This window comes from Flavobacterium sp. RSP49, assembly GCF_003968735.1.
In the GTDB taxonomy this organism is placed as follows: domain Bacteria; phylum Bacteroidota; class Bacteroidia; order Flavobacteriales; family Flavobacteriaceae; genus Flavobacterium.
In genome coordinates this window covers 101,815-119,603 of the sequence record NZ_RYDN01000002.1, presented here as the reverse complement: position 1 = coordinate 119,603, position 17,789 = coordinate 101,815, and the positions used below count along the sequence as shown (strand labels likewise).

The 17,789-nt window shown below is 33.4% G+C and carries 17 protein-coding genes, 2 tRNA genes and 1 pseudogene; 6 read left to right on the top strand and 14 right to left on the bottom strand.

Annotation, left to right across the window (positions count from 1 at the left end):
• Window positions 1-52 precede the first annotated feature (52 nt).
• Window positions 53-526 (top strand): annotated as a pseudogene (locus tag EKM02_RS02105) (SusD/RagB family nutrient-binding outer membrane lipoprotein); the annotation flags it as partial.
• A gap of 266 nt (window positions 527-792) precedes the next feature.
• Here EKM02_RS02105 and EKM02_RS02100 read toward each other — a convergent pair.
• The gene (locus tag EKM02_RS02100; protein ID WP_126451830.1) at window positions 793-1,593 is read right to left on the bottom strand and encodes a response regulator; all 801 of its coding nucleotides are present in this window, start codon (window positions 1,591-1,593) and stop codon (window positions 793-795) included.
• 309 nt (window positions 1,594-1,902) lie between these two features.
• On the opposite strand from EKM02_RS02100, the gene EKM02_RS02095 reads away from it, so the two are divergent.
• Window positions 1,903-3,912, top strand: coding sequence for a PAS domain-containing protein (locus tag EKM02_RS02095; RefSeq protein WP_126451829.1), 2,010 nt, complete (start codon window positions 1,903-1,905; stop codon window positions 3,910-3,912).
• Window positions 3,899-4,981, top strand: coding sequence for a sensor histidine kinase (locus EKM02_RS02090; RefSeq protein WP_126451828.1), 1,083 nt, complete (start codon window positions 3,899-3,901; stop codon window positions 4,979-4,981). Before EKM02_RS02095 ends, EKM02_RS02090 begins: the two co-directional genes overlap by 14 nt.
• A 529-nt stretch (window positions 4,982-5,510) precedes the next feature.
• On the opposite strand, the gene EKM02_RS02085 is transcribed toward EKM02_RS02090, so the two are convergent.
• Both EKM02_RS02085 and rlmN read right to left on the bottom strand, forming a co-directional pair.
• Window positions 5,511-6,488, bottom strand: coding sequence for a polyprenyl synthetase family protein (locus tag EKM02_RS02085; RefSeq protein WP_126451827.1), 978 nt, complete (start codon window positions 6,486-6,488; stop codon window positions 5,511-5,513).
• A 64-nt stretch (window positions 6,489-6,552) separates the two neighbouring features.
• A complete protein-coding gene (gene rlmN / locus EKM02_RS02080; protein WP_126451826.1) occupies window positions 6,553-7,596 on the bottom strand; it encodes a 23S rRNA (adenine(2503)-C(2))-methyltransferase RlmN in 1,044 nt (347 codons plus the stop codon).
• A gap of 80 nt (window positions 7,597-7,676) precedes the next feature.
• Here rlmN and EKM02_RS02075 point away from each other — a divergent pair, with 80 nt between their 5' ends.
• Window positions 7,677-8,318 carry an O-methyltransferase gene (locus EKM02_RS02075; RefSeq protein ID WP_126451825.1) on the top strand — a complete coding sequence of 214 codons (642 nt, stop codon included), beginning with the start codon at window positions 7,677-7,679 and terminating at the stop codon, window positions 8,316-8,318.
• A 125-nt stretch (window positions 8,319-8,443) separates the two neighbouring features.
• On the opposite strand, the gene EKM02_RS02070 is transcribed toward EKM02_RS02075, so the two are convergent.
• The 8 genes from EKM02_RS02070 to EKM02_RS02035 form a co-directional block, all read right to left on the bottom strand.
• Entirely contained in the window at window positions 8,444-9,019 is a 576-nt protein-coding gene (locus EKM02_RS02070) for a phosphatase PAP2 family protein (protein WP_126451824.1), read from the bottom strand.
• Entirely contained in the window at window positions 9,019-9,420 is a 402-nt protein-coding gene (locus tag EKM02_RS02065; RefSeq protein WP_126451902.1) for a twin-arginine translocase TatA/TatE family subunit, read from the bottom strand. Before EKM02_RS02065 ends, EKM02_RS02070 begins: the two co-directional genes overlap by 1 nt.
• A gap of 108 nt (window positions 9,421-9,528) precedes the next feature.
• The gene (locus EKM02_RS02060; protein ID WP_126451823.1) at window positions 9,529-11,772 is read right to left on the bottom strand and encodes a M1 family metallopeptidase; all 2,244 of its coding nucleotides are present in this window, start codon (window positions 11,770-11,772) and stop codon (window positions 9,529-9,531) included.
• Window positions 11,773-11,831: 59 nt separating this feature from the next.
• Window positions 11,832-12,338 carry a DUF6702 family protein gene (locus tag EKM02_RS02055; protein WP_126451822.1) on the bottom strand — a complete coding sequence of 169 codons (507 nt, stop codon included), beginning with the start codon at window positions 12,336-12,338 and terminating at the stop codon, window positions 11,832-11,834.
• Between the two features lie 80 nt (window positions 12,339-12,418).
• Window positions 12,419-13,174: a hypothetical protein gene (locus EKM02_RS02050; protein WP_234423137.1), complete on the bottom strand. Its 756-nt coding sequence runs from the start codon at window positions 13,172-13,174 to the stop codon at window positions 12,419-12,421.
• 17 nt (window positions 13,175-13,191) lie between these two features.
• Complete coding sequence (locus tag EKM02_RS02045) at window positions 13,192-13,533, bottom strand: hypothetical protein (RefSeq protein WP_126451821.1); 342 nt, start codon at window positions 13,531-13,533, stop codon at window positions 13,192-13,194.
• Between the two features lie 21 nt (window positions 13,534-13,554).
• Window positions 13,555-14,283 (bottom strand): carboxypeptidase-like regulatory domain-containing protein, encoded by a 729-nt coding sequence (locus tag EKM02_RS02040; RefSeq protein WP_234423136.1) that lies wholly within the window; start codon window positions 14,281-14,283, stop codon window positions 13,555-13,557.
• A complete protein-coding gene (locus EKM02_RS02035) occupies window positions 14,273-15,028 on the bottom strand; it encodes a hypothetical protein (RefSeq protein ID WP_126451819.1) in 756 nt (251 codons plus the stop codon). Before EKM02_RS02035 ends, EKM02_RS02040 begins: the two co-directional genes overlap by 11 nt.
• A 148-nt stretch (window positions 15,029-15,176) precedes the next feature.
• Here EKM02_RS02035 and pepE point away from each other — a divergent pair, with 148 nt between their 5' ends.
• Window positions 15,177-15,884, top strand: a complete 708-nt coding sequence (gene pepE / locus EKM02_RS02030; protein ID WP_126451818.1) for a dipeptidase PepE — start codon at window positions 15,177-15,179, stop codon at window positions 15,882-15,884.
• Window positions 15,885-15,938: 54 nt separating this feature from the next.
• Here pepE and EKM02_RS02025 read toward each other — a convergent pair.
• Together EKM02_RS02025 and EKM02_RS02020 are read right to left on the bottom strand one after the other, a co-directional pair.
• A tRNA-Gly gene (locus EKM02_RS02025) sits at window positions 15,939-16,011 on the bottom strand.
• Window positions 16,012-16,056: 45 nt separating this feature from the next.
• A tRNA-Gly gene (locus EKM02_RS02020) sits at window positions 16,057-16,129 on the bottom strand.
• 613 nt (window positions 16,130-16,742) lie between these two features.
• Here EKM02_RS02020 and EKM02_RS14735 point away from each other — a divergent pair.
• Window positions 16,743-16,898 (top strand): hypothetical protein, encoded by a 156-nt coding sequence (locus tag EKM02_RS14735; protein WP_158614717.1) that lies wholly within the window; start codon window positions 16,743-16,745, stop codon window positions 16,896-16,898.
• Here EKM02_RS14735 and EKM02_RS02015 read toward each other — a convergent pair.
• On the bottom strand, window positions 16,887-17,609 hold the full coding sequence (locus tag EKM02_RS02015) for a murein L,D-transpeptidase catalytic domain family protein (RefSeq protein ID WP_126451817.1): 723 nt from the start codon (window positions 17,607-17,609) through the stop codon (window positions 16,887-16,889). The two genes, EKM02_RS14735 and EKM02_RS02015, sit on opposite strands and share 12 nt — an antisense overlap.
• Between the last annotated feature and the right edge of the window lie 180 nt (window positions 17,610-17,789).

Here is a 17,789-nt window from a genome sequence, read left to right as displayed (position 1 = left end):
TTCAAGATTTGGATTAGGACTATCTAATTATGTTGGAGCCAATACTGCACAAAGAACAGCAGCTGGATCTTCTAAATCAGGAGCACTAATGTTATTAGCAGAAAGCAAATTTTTACAAGCTGAAGCAGTACAAAGAGGATTTCTAACTACTGGAAGTGCGCAAACTTTGTTCAACGAAGGCGTACAATCTTCTTTTACTTATTTAGGAGCTACAATAGGCACATACTTGACTGAGATAAATCTTAAATCCGGTTTTGGATGGGCTGCTTCTTCTAATAAGATACAAGCGATATTAACTCAAAAATGGATTGCATTAAGCAGTATTCATGGTGTTGAAAACTATATAAATTACACACGAACCGGATTCCCTGTTATACCGGGATCAATTAATGGTTTTAATTTACAGCCATCAAGACCTAAGAGACTTATATACCCATTATCAGAATACAATGCAAACTCTGCAAATGTTCCTAATTTGACCTCTTCTCAAATTATCACACAAGGACCTTTCTGGTACGTACCGTAATTCTTTAGAGTGTAAAGCACTACAAAAGGCTGTTCGAAAATTATTTTTCGGACAGCCTTTTTTTTGATAACCTACGGGACCATAAATAAAGTGTTTTAATACATGTAAAATATCAAAAAATAAATTGTTTATGATCTAAGCCAGTGATGTAAAAAGAGACAAAACCTAAACTTATTTATAAACAAGTACTGATTTTCTTTTACTCGTAAAAAGTCGAGATTTTATTACAAGTTTGCAAAAATAAATTTAAAAAATACAACAATTAATTATCTCTTATTTTCTTGGTTATTCTCTAGTAATTTACTGTCGTTATGGATGGATTTTATATAATCTCTGGGCGTCAGATTACTATATAACTTAAAACTTGTGGTAAAATATGAAAACGAATTAAATCCCGTTTCATGAACCAAGAACTGTATGTTTCTTTCTCCAAGATGAATCAGCTTAATGGCGTAATCCAATCGAAACTCTCTCATATATTGGCTAATGTTCTTATTTGTAAGTTTTCTGATTCTTTTATCTAAAGTTGATTTACTGATAAAAAGTTTTTTGGACAATTCATCAATATCAACATTCAATTTTAAATTATTCAACAAATGTTCATTTACACTAGTAAGAAAATCTTTTTCAGATAATTTTATAGTAACTTTTGAAAAGGGATCTGGTTTAAATTTTTTTTCTATATTATTTTTGAATTCTAGCAAGTTATTGACTTTGAAAATTAACTCTCTAACTTTAAAAGGCTTCACAATAAAATCATTAACTCCATTTTCAAGTAGCTTATATTGAACGCTATCGTCTATATTAGCAGTAATTATTACAAATGGCACTGCGTTTAGTTTGCCATTTTTTTTTAAAAAAAAATACAAATCTTCTCCATTCATATTAGGCATCATCAAGTCACTAATAATAATATCGGGTATGTGTTTGTTTAAGTATACCAGTGCATCAACACCATCTTTGAACCAGTTGACATTAAAACCACTCAGGCTCAATAACTCCGATATTGAGCTACCAAGCGCTACATCATCTTCAATTAATACTATTCCCCTTTTTTGATTTATCATGCATCTAAATTAACTATTTTAATTTTAAATTATTGTTATTATTTTTTAAATTATTAGGACTAGTATTCATATAAATTAAAATTAAAATATCTTTATTTATCATTTAAAAACTACACCTCGCAAATGTAGCAATCACGTCTAAAAAAAATTAACAAAAGATTGATTGAAATACAATTAAATATTGTTTATCTGATAAAATAGATTTTCCCCATAAAACAAAAAGTCACGTGCTTTGCCAGCAATAAATTAGTCTAAATAAAATTGATTTAGCGTAATGAAAAAATTAAATAAATAAACCGTCTTAGCTTGATGAACAATCTTTTATTAAACATTTCTAAAGTCACTAATACTGTATTAAAAAAAAATTCCATAACTGATACCTTGAATTTATGCTTAAGCGACATTGCCAAAGGACAACAAATCGACAGCTGTTCCGTTTTTAAGAATAAAACAACCAATGGCAAAACAACCTTCTACTACGTCAACAAGAGGCAGGGTCATAAAACTAAGCCTAAAATTGAGAGTTTTAATCTAAATAATCTTACCTACGATACCTATCCAGAACTTTATGATATATTATCAAAAAATAAGCCTTTGCATGGTCTTGTAAGAGACAATAAAAATGTGTTTTTTAAAAAGCACATGGAAACACAAGGGATCAGATCATACCTGTTTACCCCTGTGTTTTCTAATACTACATTCTGGGGCTGGATAAGCTACACGATATGCAAAGAGGAAAGGAAATGGGAAGAAGAACAAATTAAAACCTTACAGACAGTTGCTAAAAATATTGGTGACAGACTTTACAAAGATAAAATTAATATAAAATTAAAAAAAACTTTGGAAAGATTTGATTTTTACATGGCCGGTTCAAATCAAGCAATGTGGGAATGGGATATTAAAACTAAGAAAACAACCTACTCTCATAATTGGGAAGGAATGTTAGGATATACTGAAGACGATTTCATTAAAGATAAAGAATTATGGCAAAAAAGTATTCACTCAGAGGACATGATTCAAGTTGCCATCGATTTAGAATATTTTATTACTCAAAAATTAAATCGATATGAAGGAACTGCACGAATGATTCATAAAGACGGACATATAATATGGATAAAATATTCCGGAATACTTAAAAAAAATAAAAAAGGAAAGCCAATAAAAGTTATTGGAACACATACCGATATTAGCGAGATTAAAGAAAAAGAAAATCAATTAGAATTGTCCGAAGCTAAATTTAGATTCATTGCAGAAAACACAACCGATATAATTTGTCAACAAAAAATGGACGGAAGTTATTACTATATTTCCAATTCTTCAAAGGAAATAATAGGATACACACCTGATGAATTAATAAACAAAAAAATATTTGATTACATTCATCCTGACGACTATGTGGAGATGTTGAATTATTATAAAGCGTTTCTTAAAAGCAGTAAAAACAAAACGGTAACGTATCGCTTTAGAAAAAAAGACAATACCTATATATGGCTGGAAACCTCTTTAAAAAAAATATTAAATCATGAAAACATAATCATTGGTATACAAACTTCCAGCAGAGATGTCAGCGATAGAATTAAAGCCTCCGAAGAAATCAAGATAGCATTTGAAAAAGAGAAAGAACTTAACGAAATGAAATCTAGGTTTGTCACGATGGCGTCCCATCAATTTAGAACCCCTTTGACGGTTATTTATTCTAATGCGGAACTCATTGAGCTGAAATTAGATCATTTTGACAAACACACACACCAATTCTTAGAAAAGAAAACGTTCCGAATAAAAAATGAAGTCGATCGAATGATCGAGTTAATGAACAACATATTAATTTTTGGAAAATACGAATCAGAAAAAATTCAAAAAACGATAAAAGTTTTAGATTTTAATACATTCATTAACTCCTTACTCAATCTTTATTTTAATAATCAACATCACAAGCGCAAAATTCAAGTAAAAATAAAAGGTAAAAAACATTTCTTTTTTACTGATGAAATCTTAATGACTCACATTTTAACGAACCTAATCAATAATGCCTTTAAATATTCGAAAGGAAAATCAGATCCATTACTCCTTATAACCTATTTAGAAAAAGAACTGGAAATAGAGGTGATTGATTATGGAATTGGAATTCCCGAAAATGATATTCAATATGTATTTACATCCTTTTTTAGAGCTTCAAACACAACTGCAATAACTGGTTCCGGATTAGGATTAGCCGTTGTAAAACAGTTTACAGATTTTTTAAATGGCAAAATAGAACTAAAAACTCAAGAAAATATTGGAACTCGAATAAAATTAATTTTCCCTTATGAAAAAAAATAATATCCTTTTAGTTGATGATGACCCAAATATTAGAGAGACCATTGCTGAACTTCTACGATATGAAAATTATGAGGTGAAAGTTGCCTCTAATGGCCAAAACGCCTTAGACCTTCTGGAATACTGGACTCCTGACTTAATTATATGCGACATAATGATGCCCGTAATGGATGGTCATGTATTTCACAAAATAATTTCAGAAAACCAATCTTTAAGTCCCATTCCTTTCATTTTTCTGACAGCAAAAAAAGAAAATAATTTGAGAAGAAAATGTCTGCTGGAAGGCGTTGATGATTTTTTATCAAAACCATTTAAAATCAAAGAATTAATAAAAATAATAGCTGTAAAAATAGAACGATTTGAAAAAATAAAGAATGCCAATAATAATTTATATATCGGAGAAAAAAATCATTTTGCACATGAAATAAACACTCCGCTTTCAGGGATTTTAGGTTCCATCGAATTGCTCATGGATGCTAAAGAAGACTATAAAAAAAATGAAATCGCTACATTTTATGATTCAATAAAAGTATCTGGAGAACGATTAAACAGGACAATGCAAAACTTAATACTCTATCAAAATCTTAAAAACAATACGATCGAGTTTGATCACCAGTCAAAAACTGAAATAGCGACGACATTTGTAAATACTACTAGCAAAATTTTTGAGATTTATGATAAAAAAAACAATACAATTAATTTCAAAATAGATGAAGCTACTATAAAAATTAGTCAAAGGTACTTAAATTTCATCCTTTTTGAATTAATTGATAACGCATTGAAATTTTCTAAAAAAAATCCTACTATTATTGTTTCCGGCCAAAAATATAATGAGGAATACTATGAACTGGTTATTAAAGATTATGGCATAGGGTTTAGTCCATCTGAATTAAATAAAATTGGCGCTGCGCAACAATTCAAAAGAGAAGAGAGAGAACAACAAGGATTAGGCATGGGTCTCTTTCTAAGCAAAACAATTATAAAAAAAATAAATGGTGTTTTTAGTATTGTTTCAACAGAGAATGAAGGCACTACCATTAAAATATTCCTTCCATTAGATTCAAACTGCTAATACACATAGCATGCATTTATAGTTTCTTACCTAATAAAAGACCATTAGTATCCGCTAAATCACTTTAAACTACCTTTATCTTTCCCATATTTTTGTTTGATTAAATACTGTACCTTTTAGTACAGAAAACAAAAAAAAAGACATTTGGCACTTAAAATTTTAATATTATTATAAAAAAAGTGCAATACGTATCGTTCTCTGCAATCTCCGAGACAGTATAAAAAATAAAGCCCTAATTTTTAATTCATTAGGGGTCCCATAAAAATTCGGCTTTTATTGGTCGTGATATAACTATACCAAATACAGTTCTTTTTCGAAGCAAAAAAACTAATAATATTTAACTCCTACATCCATTCCCATATATAAAATATACCGATTAAGCATCTGCAAAAAATTATCATAATATTGACATCAAGTTTGAAACGCAGCAAGAGTTCTAAAAAAGAAAAACACAACCAAAATTTTCGACCTGAAAAAATTTAAATCAATAAAATGGATAGTTAACGAGAAAAGATTATTTTAAAAAAAATTATTTTTTTCTTTCAATGACATAATTGACCATCAAAATCAGCGCCTCTTTAAACTCGGAATTGGGATAGTTATCCAAATTCAAAAGGGCTTCTTGCTGAAATTCGACCATTTTTTGTTCCGCATAAAGCAATCCGTTATTATTTTTCACAAAAGCAATCACTTCTTTGACGCGTTTTTTATCTTTATTATGGTTTTTTATGGAGTTGATTAACCACGTTTTTTCTTTTGAAGTACACGTATTCAGAACATGAATAAGTGGCAATGTCATCTTTTGTTCTTTGATGTCAATTCCGGTTGGTTTACCAATGGCTTCCTCCGTATAATCGAATAAATCATCTTTTATTTGAAAAGCCATACCTATGAGTTCTCCAAACTTCCGCATGTTTTCAACCTGGACTTCATCTTCGATAACAGATCTTGCGCCCAGAGCACAACAGGCAGCAATAAGTGTAGCTGTCTTTTTCCGAATGATTTCATAATAGATATCTTGTGTAATGTCAAGTCTTCGGGCTTTTTCAATTTGGAGTAATTCTCCTTCACTCATTTCGCGCACAGCAACAGAAATAATTCGGAGTAAATCGAAATCACCATTGTCTATAGAAAGCAACAATCCCTTGGACAACAAATAATCACCAACAAGTACGGCAATTTTATTTTTCCAAAGCGCATTTAATGAGAAAAAACCTCTTCTGCGGTTGCTGTCATCCACTACATCATCATGAACTAATGTAGCGGTATGTATCAGTTCAATAACGCAAGCACCACGATATGTCCGCTCGTTTACAACTCCTGCCGAAACCATTTTGGCCGTCAAAAAAACAAACATGGGACGCATTTGTTTTCCTTTTCTATTGACAATATAATACGTGATCCTATTTAACAAAGCCACTTGAGACGTCATCGATTCGTAGAACTTTTTTTCAAAAAGTTCCATTTCATCAAAAATGGGCTGTTTAATTTTAGAGGTCACATTCATTAGAATTCAAAGGTACATTATTAACCTGCCATTATTTTGATATTTCCATAAAAACCGAATCCTTTTACGCTTCCTTGTTTGCTAATTGTCCGCAGGCAGCATCTATATCTTTACCGCGACTTCTTCGCACTTTTACAACAATTCCGGCAGTCTCAAGCGCTCTTATGTACGCCTCTATTGATTCATCAGAGGCTTGTTGAAACTCCCCATCATCAATGGGATTATATTCAATAAGATTCACTTTGCAAGGAACATATTTACAAAACTTTACTAAGGCCTCTATCGAAGCTTTATTGTCATTTATATCTTTCCAAACAACATATTCGTAGGAAATTTTGCTTTTTGTTTTTCGGTACCAATACTCTAATGATTCCCGCAACTCTGCCAATGGAAAGTTTGCGCTAAACGGCATGATTCTGGAACGAATTTCATCGATTGCTGAATGTAGCGAAACGGCCAACTTAAACTTTACCTCATCATCCGCTAATTTCTTAATCATTTTAGGCACTCCTGAAGTAGAAACCATAATGCGTTTAGGCGACATTCCTAACCCTTCTGGAGAAACAATCATTTCAATAGCTTTCAAGACATTGTTATAGTTCATAAGTGGCTCTCCCATTCCCATGAAAACGATATTTGATAACGGATGATTGTAATACAAACGGCTTTCTTTATCAATGGCTATTACCTGATCATAAATTTCCGCTGGCTCCAGATTTCGCATTCTTTTTAATCGCGCTGTAGCGCAAAAATTACAATCCAAACTACACCCCACCTGACTGGAAACACAAGCTGTAGTCCTGGTATTAGTAGGAATCAAGACTGATTCCACCACCAACCCATCATGCAAACGTACGGCATTTTTTACCGTTCCGTCTTCACTGCGTTGCATTGTATCTACTTTGATATGGTTGATCACGAAGTGTGTTTCAAGCATAGTACGCGTTTCTTTAGACACATTAGTCATATCCTCAAAACTATGCGCTCCCTTGCTCCACAACCATTCGTAGACCTGATTTCCGCGAAAGGCTTTGTCTCCGTTAGTGATAAAAAATTCGCGTAATTGTTCTTTGGATACTGCTCGTATGTCTTTTTTCTCGATTTGCATGGTGCAAAGTTAATGACAATTTGTTGATTTGTTGATTTGATAATTTGATAACTTTGTCACAAATTGAAAAAACTCAACTAATGCATTTCATTTCCCAAGAATTAGAAGATTATATCGAGCAACATTCCGAAAAAGAGCCTGCTTTATTAGCGGCACTAAATAAAGAAACCTACCAGAAAATTTTATTGCCACGCATGTTAAGTGGTCATTTTCAAGGTCGGGTTTTGAGTATGCTATCAAAATTGATTCGGCCTAAGAACATTCTGGAAATTGGGACTTATACCGGGTATTCCGCTTTATGTTTGTGCGAAGGCATGCGGGAAAATGGTCAATTGCATACGATTGACATCAAAGAAGAATTAGTTGATTTCCAGCGCAAACATTTTGACAAGTCATCTTGGGGAAAGCAAATTGTACAACATTTAGGTGAAGCAACAGCCATAATCCCAACTTTAGAACTGCAATTTGATTTGGTCTTCATCGATGCTGATAAAGAAAATTATCTGAATTATTTTGAAATGATTGTTCCTAAAATGAATAAAGGCGGCGTTATCCTATCCGATAATGTTTTGTGGAGCGGAAAAGTTCTGGAACCCTTACAAACCAATGATGTGAGTACAAAAGTATTACAAGCCTACAATCAATTATTAAAAAATGATCCCCGTATAGAAACTGTTTTATTGCCTATTCGTGATGGATTGACAGTGAGCAGAGTGCTTTAGTTTGATCATTTTTGAAACCAAATGCCTTAGCCCCGGCAGGAACGACATCTCCCGATGTAGAAAAACAAGATCTTTAATCGTAGTTTTATATCTGGAATACAGTCTAGAGCAGGAAACGACTCCTGCTACTTGATAGGATTAACTGGGAAATATTTTTTCTGTGCTATTGTATATCCTTTAAACATAAGTGTTCCAAAAATAACGCCACATAAATAGCCGGATAAAATATCCAATGGATAATGCAATCCTAAATAGATTCTACTGTAGGCAAAAACTAAAGGCCATAAGAACAGAAAGACCATATATTTAGTCGTTTTTTTGAGAACAAAGTATAAAAAAACGCAAACAGCCATTGTGTTTGAGGCATGACCCGAGAAAAAACTAAAGGAATTGCGGACTTGCACAATACGAATAAAGGAATTGATTTCCGGATTATTACAGGGACGCAATCGTTGAAATCCGTTCTTGAATAAGTTCGTTGTCTGATCTGTAATTGTCACTAAAAGAGCTACAAACAACAATAGATATAAGGTTTGCTGTAGGCCTAATTTTTTATAAATGAAATACAACAAAAGCAAAAAAAGCGGAATCCAATTGAATTGACTGGTGATAAACAGCCAAAACCCATCATAAGTAATCGAACCTAAACCATTCAAATAAACAAATAACTGGGTATCAAGGGATACTATTTTTTCTATCATTATACCTGACGTTTTATGGGACCTGCAGCATCTTCAATAATTTCTTTTGTTGTGTTGATCTGCGAAGTTGTTTCTTCCCGTAAACTCTCAGTAGTTTTATTAATTTCGGTCGATACGCCTTCTGTAATGTTTTTAAATTGCGAGGTATCCCCCATCAAATTGTCCTTTGCCTTATTGATTTCAGTCGTAATATTACCTCGAAAATCGCTTAAAGATTTGGTGTCAAACCCATTCGCCTCTGCTCCTTTTTGAATTTCGCTTTTTATATCGTTAGTTGCATTTTTCAATTGCGCCATTGCTTTACCCATCGTACGTGCCATTTCAGGCACTTTATCTGACCCAAAAAGCATGAGCACTATAAACATAATAAATATTAATTCTCCTCCTCCTATGCCAAACATATTTTTTGTTTTAGTTGCTACAAAGATACCTAATTTTGAAACTTTGCGTTTTAATTTTTTCATAAAAAAAGACTCTTTTTAGAGTCTTTTTTTAGCAGTACCGTTTATTTAATCAAATTTAGATTTCACTTCTTCTTTTGGCCACGTGTTATTGGTTACATCAATATCAGCTGTTTCTAATTTTGGATCTATCTGGATTTTTTTGATTGCTTTTTCAGTTGCATACACTTTCTTAGCAGTATCATTGTTTTTTCTCCAGATTTGCGCAGGATATTTGAAGGTTTCTTTTGTATCATCTTCATAGGTTAGCTCAACAATGATTGGCATTAACATACCGCCTGGCTTGTTGAAATCTACTTCATAAAAATACTTTGGCGATTTAAGTTTAGCTTTTTCATCTGCAGTAAAATTTTGATTTACATACTCCGAAAGTAAATTTATATCTGCAATTGCTAATGCTTTTTTATCTTTAGCGGACAATTCTTCACTTGTTTCTGGGACTAAATAAAGGAAGGGTCCTTTTTCTTGTCCAAAACGACCTCTTCGTACTGTGGCGTCTTTTAAATCTTTCGTGGGAGTCAGTGAAACATAATATTGTTTAACTTCCTTGATGCCTATATCTACAAAATCCGTGGAGTAGAACCAACCTCTAAAAAACCAATCTAAATCTACTGCAGAGGCGTCTTCCATAGTTCTAAAAAAATCTTCTGGTGTTGGGTGCTTGAATTTCCATCGGTTTGCATATACTTTAAAAGCATGATCAAACAACTCTCTTCCCATGATAGTTTCTCTAAGGATATTTAAGCCTGTTGCTGGCTTTCCGTAGGCGTTTGCCCCAAATTGAACTATTGTCTCCGAATTAGACATAATAGGCTCCAAGAATTTTTGATCCCCACTCATATAAGGAACGATCTTACTTGCTGGACCACGACTGGAAGGAAAATTAGTTTCCATTTCTTGCTCTGCCATATACTGCATAAAGGTATTCAATCCTTCATCCATCCAAGACCATTGACGTTCATCAGAATTTACAATCATAGGAAAGAAATTGTGTCCTACTTCATGAATTGTTACACCTATCATTCCATTTTTTATGCGATCACTAGTAACACCTTTTTCATCTGGACGCCCGTAATTCCAACAAATCATTGGATACTCCATTCCTTGATCTTCAGCAGATACTGAGACTGCTTTAGGATAAGGATAGTCAAAAGTATGCGCTGAATAACTTTTCAGCGTGTGTGCTACGGTTCTTGTTGCCGTTTCTCCCCAAAGTGGATTGGATTCTTTTGGATAAACTGAAATTGCCATTACCGTTTTATCATTCAATTTAACGGCCATTGCATCGTATATAAACTTTCTAGAAGTAGCAATACCAAAATCCCTCACGTTTTTAGCGCTAAATTTCCATGTTTTTTTCTTATCTGAAAATCCTTTTTCGCTAGCTTCCGCCTCTGCTTGCGTAACAACAACTACAGGTTTGTCGTACGTTTTTTGTGCTAACTCATATCTTTTTAGTTGCGCCGCCGTAAACACTTCACTCCTATTCATAAGATCTCCCGTAGCTTCCATAATGTGATCTGCAGGTACCGTGATGTTCACATCAAAATCACCAAAAGGCAACGTAAACTCTCCCGTTCCCCAAAATTGCATATTCTGCCATCCTTCAACATCATTGTATACTGCCATTCTAGGATAAAACTGCGCAATTACATATAATTTATTCCCTGATTTTTCAAATAATTCATACCCGGATCGGCCGCCTTCAGCTCTGTAATTATTGATATTATACCACCAATTGATTGCAAAAGAGAATTTCTCTCCTGGTTTCATCGGTGTCTCTAAATTAATACGCATCATAGTTTGGTTGATCGTAAAAGATAACGGATTTCCTTTCGCGTCTTTTACAAAGTCAATATTAAAACCACGCTCTAATTCTTGTTTTAAAAACTTATTTGTGAAGTTTCCCGCCGGAAAAACCTGTTCCATTCTTTGGCTTTCTGCTAAAGGGGTTTGCGAATTTTTAGCGGATTGATTTTGGTCTAGTTGTACCCACAAATATTCTAAGGTATCAGGTGAATTATTATAATACGTAATAGTTTCAGAGCCTGTTAGCTTAGAATTTTTGTCGTCTAAATCAATATTGATTTTATAATCAGCTTGTTGCTGGTAATAAGCAGGACCCGGAGCTCCTGAAGCCGTACGAAATAGGTTAGGCGTAGCTAACAAATCATACATTTGACTAAACTTATTGGTATCGTACCTTCCGGTTTGTTTTGGCGTTACCGAAGTCGATTTTTCTTGCGCAACTAACAACGCAGGAAGAAATAAAAATAAAAATATTTTTTTCATAGTAAATTTATGGTTCTTTAATTGTGTGAAATTAGCATTTTAAATAGCCGTTTCAAAATTTATTCATACTTTAAAACTCCAGTTGATACAGAATCTGTAAACAGCATCGTGTTTTTAATCCCAAAAGCCTTAAAATGCATGATGTTTTGCTGCTCGTTATTTCCTTCAATAAGGACTGTATTATACACTTCAATAGTCGTTATTTTTGGAATATCTTTTATACTCAAATAACAAATAAGCACATCGCCTTCCATTTCTTTACTCAAAAGATACATCGTGGTGGGATGTCCATTAATTTTTATGGAAAACTTTTCGGTGAAATACTTTTTCAATAAAACCAAATCCGCAGCGGTTTCTTTCTCAGAACCCAAGTTAATTTTTTTACTGTACTTTTTTCCGATAGCACTATTCAAATCATCTACAAAAATACGCGAGGTGATTTGGAGCATTTTCTTTTCGGGAGCGTAATTCACTTGATACAATGCCACGTAAAACCTGTGCATACTGAACGAAGTTAACGTCAAAAATAGCAGTCCAAAAAAGGAAATTAAAATTATTTTTTTCATTCGAAGATTCTATTTGTTTTTTATCGGAAAATGGTATCGCCATTCTTCAATCTTATTTGTATTCTGGAATCATGGCGATTTCATTTTTCAAAAGTAGTAATTCTTTTAAACTCTTCGTTCTTGGTAATTAAGAAATCAATCAGCAAAAACTCATCTTCTTGTTTCAAAAGGGTTTTTGCTTTTGGATCACCCTCACAGTAATCCAGAAAAAGACCTATCTCATCCTTTTTCAACCTCAATGTATTGGTAAAAAAATAAGCATCCATTCCTTTCGAGACTACATCCGAAAAATCTACATTTGGATTTAAACCTGCTTTATCTTCGGAATCTTTCTTTAATAATTTCGAAACCATTTTGAACACTCTGACAAAATCCATTCCGTTTTCTATAGTCCCGTCTGACGGCATCGTTCTATTAATAGGAGATGATTTTTCGTCATCTACAAATTGCATATCTACAATGCGCTGCGAACCTCCTACTATGGGTTTAATTTCGGCTTTTCGTTTCACAATAACTTCATTGAGCAGCGTAGTTTGCGTCTCTAAATTAATTACAAACAATGATTTTTCAAAATCTTTGTCCACAACAACTATCTTTTTAGACTTGAATAAACTACTTGAAACAAGCAACGTATCTTTCGCTTTCGCCAAAACATCAAAAAATCCCTGATTACTTATAAAAGTTCTGGTTTTTGAATTTAAATTAAAAACATACCCGTGATCCACTAAAGCAGATTCGTTAATAAACTGACCATGTAAAGACTTCCTGCTTTCATTTTGACCAAAAGAAAATTGGCAAAAGAAAATTAAACAAATGATTTTTATTCTTGTTTTCATTGTAATTTTTTTTAGTATTATTTTTTTAAAGACTGTTGTCTATTTTCTTTGGCAAGTATAGCTTTATATTCTTCGGCCAAAGCTACCATAAAAAAAGTAGTCTTTTGTTTATTTTTGGAGGCTAAAACTTCCAAAAAAAATTCATTATCTACTATAAAATATTTAAAATCATTTACGTAATCACTTGCAAGCACCAATTGAACCGTAAAATATTCTGGAATGTACAATTCAGAAATTAATTTGATATCGTTTTCTTTTTTCTCCAGAACAACTAATTTCTTAAGCCGTTTCGTTCTTCCAATAATCTTGTTTAGCAGCTTTTCATGGTGCGTTTGTCCAAAAGAAATTTGGTTTAGCAAAATAACATCCCCGATAAAACACTATTGATTTTCAAGGGCTATTATTTCGTTATAATTTCCAGCAAGGCTTGCAATTAAATACATAACCAATGTTTTATTTTTAGCACGCAAAGCATTTGCAAAAGCTACATTATCTACACAATAATATTGAAATCCTTTGATATAATCCGAGGGTATTTTTAATGTTTGCGTATAGTACTTATCCTCAAAAAGCACCTCAATTCTCGCTAACAACTGTTCTGTCTTCTCAATTATAATTTCTTTTTTCAACATGGCTTTTCGTCCAGAAATAGTATTGAGCAATCCATCAATTCCTCCACCGGAAGTTGCGGTGTATAATTTCCTCTCAGCAGGCGTATATTTCTTTTGACCGTAGGGAATAATCCCTAAACTCTCTGCTGAAATCGAAGATTCACCGACTACAACCTCTTTCAAAACAATGCTTTTTGGGATCATTATCACCGAAAAAACCGTTTCTAATACATCTTGTTTATTAATTTTTCGGCGTAATGTTTCCAGATTAACGGCAGTAAAGACTAAAACGTCGCCTTCTTTTGCAGGTATAACAAAAAAGCCATTACCCTGTGACACTGTTGCTTTTCCTGTTGATATATTTACAATATTAATGCGATCCACAGCAACAGAATCCGAAGTGATTTTTCCTCGAATTTCCTTGACCGTTTCTACCTGTCCAAAAGTGGCTTGAACTACGAGAAAGAATAACAACTGTAAGGTATTTTTAATTTTCACTGGCAATTATTTCTTTATATTTTATAGCTAATTCCCCCATCAAAAAAGTGGTCATCATCACATTTTTAGATTTCAAAACAGCCACAAATCGTTCGTTTTCAAGGCTGTAATGTTTAAATCCTTTGACATACTCAACCGGTATTTTAAACTTACTCACAAAATAATCAACGGCAAACAGGTTCTCTAATTGCCTCAAATAGGATTCTTTCTGCTCCACTTCAAGTTCTTTTTTTAGCATTTTTGTTCTTCCTGAAATCCAGTTCAATAACGGATCTGCTGACACGGACCCTCCCATCATGCTACCCACATTAGCACTGGCATTAAGATTGCTGGCAGTATATAATTTGCGTTCTGCAGGGGTGTAAATTTTTTGCTCTCTAGGAATTATCCCCATTGATACTGCATTGATCCTATTTCGAACAATAACTTCCCGTAATTGATTCGCGATGGGCGTTACTTTTGCAAAAAGAATCCCTTGATCAAAATGGACTTGGGTCAAAAGTATTTTGGTATCTTTGAACTGCACTGCTGAAAACAACAACGTATCACCAACGGCAGCCATAATAGAAAAGTTACCATCCTGACCCGTAATAGAAGTCTTCTCTGTTTTTTTATTTATGACATAAACCCCTTCCGGAACAGAAACATCAGCTGTCACTTTTCCGTTCAGTTGTATTCGGCTTCCTTCTTGTGACATCGCCGCTGTTGTTGCAAAAGCCAAAAACAAATACATAATTCTAATCATCGTTCTTAAAGTCCTTACTGACTTATCGTAAAAGTATCTTAATGCACTCCAAATTAATTACTAATGCCTTGGTAAAAAAATGTTAATTAAAAATTTGAAATAAAAAAGCCTGATTTAATACCTTTAGCGCAAATTATGCATCAAAAAAATGAAAAATATCCTAATTGCAAGCACATCGACTCTTGCTAACGAGAACTATCTGGACTATTTATTACCAGAATTACAAGTGCATTTTCAAAACTGTAATACGATTCTCTTTATTCCTTACGCCAGACCTGGTGGGATCTCTCATAAAGAGTATACTGCAATGGTACGCTTGGCTTTCGCCAAAATAAATAAAGAAATAATTGGAATTCATGAGTTTGAAAACACCACATTAGCTGTTAAAAAAGCAGAAGGAATTTTCACAGGAGGTGGAAATACATTTGTTTTAGTATCACAATTATACAAAAACAACCTTATGAAAACCCTCTCTGATGTGGTAAAAAACGGAACTCCGTATTTAGGAACAAGCGCAGGAAGCAACATTTGCGGATTAACGATGCAAACAACAAATGACATGCCAATAGCTTATCCCCCAAGTTTTCAAACCCTGGGATTGGTTCCTTTCAATTTGAATCCACATTATTTAGATCCGGATACTACTTCAAAACATATGGGCGAAACTCGCGAAACCCGAATTAAAGAATACCATGCATTTAATACTGTTCCGGTTTTAGGATTGAGAGAAGGAAGCTGGCTGGATATAAAAGGAGATTCAATCATTCTGAAAGGCAATCTGACCGCACGATTGTTTCGACAAAATCAAAGTCCTGAAGAACTGGAAAGCGGAACTGATTTGAGTTTTGTAATGTAATCCTAAAATAAATGACATAAAAAAAGCCAAAACAATTATGTTTTGGCTTGAAAGAGCGAAAGACGAGGCTCGAACTCGCGACAACCAGCTTGGAAGGCTGGAGCTCTACCAACTGAGCTACTTTCGCATGATAACAGTAAAATAAAATCTCAAATCAAAATTTGAAATCCAGAGCGAAAGACGAGGCTCGAACTCGCGACAACCAGCTTGGAAGGCTGGAGCTCTACCAACTGAGCTACTTTCGCATTAACAACGGTGCAAATATAATTAATAAGTTTGCTGCAATGCAAGTTTTTTTCTTAAAAAGTCTCAAACTTACTCCGACAGTCTTTTTTTAAAAGAGGATTCAAATCATAACGAATTTAATATGAAAATATTATGTCTTTATACTACTCAAAAAATACTTAAAAAAAATAAAGCAAAACATCAAAAAACGGGCTGTTTAAAGACTTTTTAAGTACAATATCTTGGATTTAGGGAGGCGAACTCGCTAGAAAACGGTCGTTTTGACGGAGATACTTGAGCAACAACTTGCCGTTTTGAATAGTATGTTGCTATAATCTCTTAAAAATAGCCCTCGTATTCAAGGTTAAAAATGATTTATTTACCAATAAAAGCAATTTCAAATATGGGTAATGACCATTCTAAAATAGTATCAAATAACCTGGTTTAGGCAAAAAACGAATTGTTACCGGAGAAAAACAGCGTCTGACATATAAACCAAGTGTAATTTAGTTCAACGCCCCAAAAGAAGCCCTTAGCTTTTACAAAAAAACAGAGTATTTTATAAAGGAGTTAATAGTAACGGAATATTTACTGTACGACAGAGTCAATTGGAATCTGGAATAAATCAAAGAAATGTTACAGAACAAAAGAACAAAATTTGTCGAAATCAAAAAAGAAGTCGCCTTTCATCTCTTATATTGGACTGCTTGGAGCGAGAACAATAAATTGATTTTTAAAGATGATAGCGATACTTTTGATGCTGATTTATACGGCAAATTACAAAGCTGATTTGGATCCAAATTTTGACACTCTTGAAGGATGATAAATAAAGAAACAGGATTTATCTTTGATAACACTGATAATTGCTTTAGACAAGGTTACAGGAACAGCAGGACAGCCCAAACTTCTTCCTAATCTTTGATTGTTTTTTATAAATGAATTAGAAACATACGTTGCTGCATGCATCACCACGCCTCTTGCTCTGGCATTATCATTTACTCCTTTTTCCAGACCATCTAATCGAAGTGACATCCCATGTTTACCAGCGTAATTTTCGCCTGTCGAATAAAAGCCTAAACTACTCTTAAAGGATTCCGCAGTATTTGAAAAATCAGAAGCAAATTCATCGCCAGTATTTCTACCGTGGGCTACCAGAGAATGAAATAAAATTTCCCCAGTACCCAGATTGATAACCCAAAGTCTTTTAATAGTAGAAGACAAACTAAAATCGATTAAGGTCAAAATTTCCTTCTTGACTAATCCTTTTTCTTTTAACAAATAGTATCCTTTTAGCGCTTCGGAGAAACTTTCTAATTTAGGCAGTGCAAATTTATTGGAATGCAAATTATTATATGCCACTGTAATATTATCGTCCAAACTCGGTTTCACAGCTTCAGCGTAAATCACTGGCGTGTGTGTCTTTGGTTCAGGAAAGTTGTTTTTGATTGGCACAAACGAGATTAACTGCAAAAAAATAGTAAGAAATATGTTATAGATCATTGATTGTCTTTAAGTTATGGACTAATTGAGAATTGCAAACGTAGGTTAAAAATCAGGCTAGAAACCACTTTTTAACAAAGTTTTATTTTTAACTTAACGCAAAAAGCGATTTAATAGTGAGTAATAAATTTAAAAAAATCCTATTTATATGTTAATTTCACTATTTTTGATCAATCATCT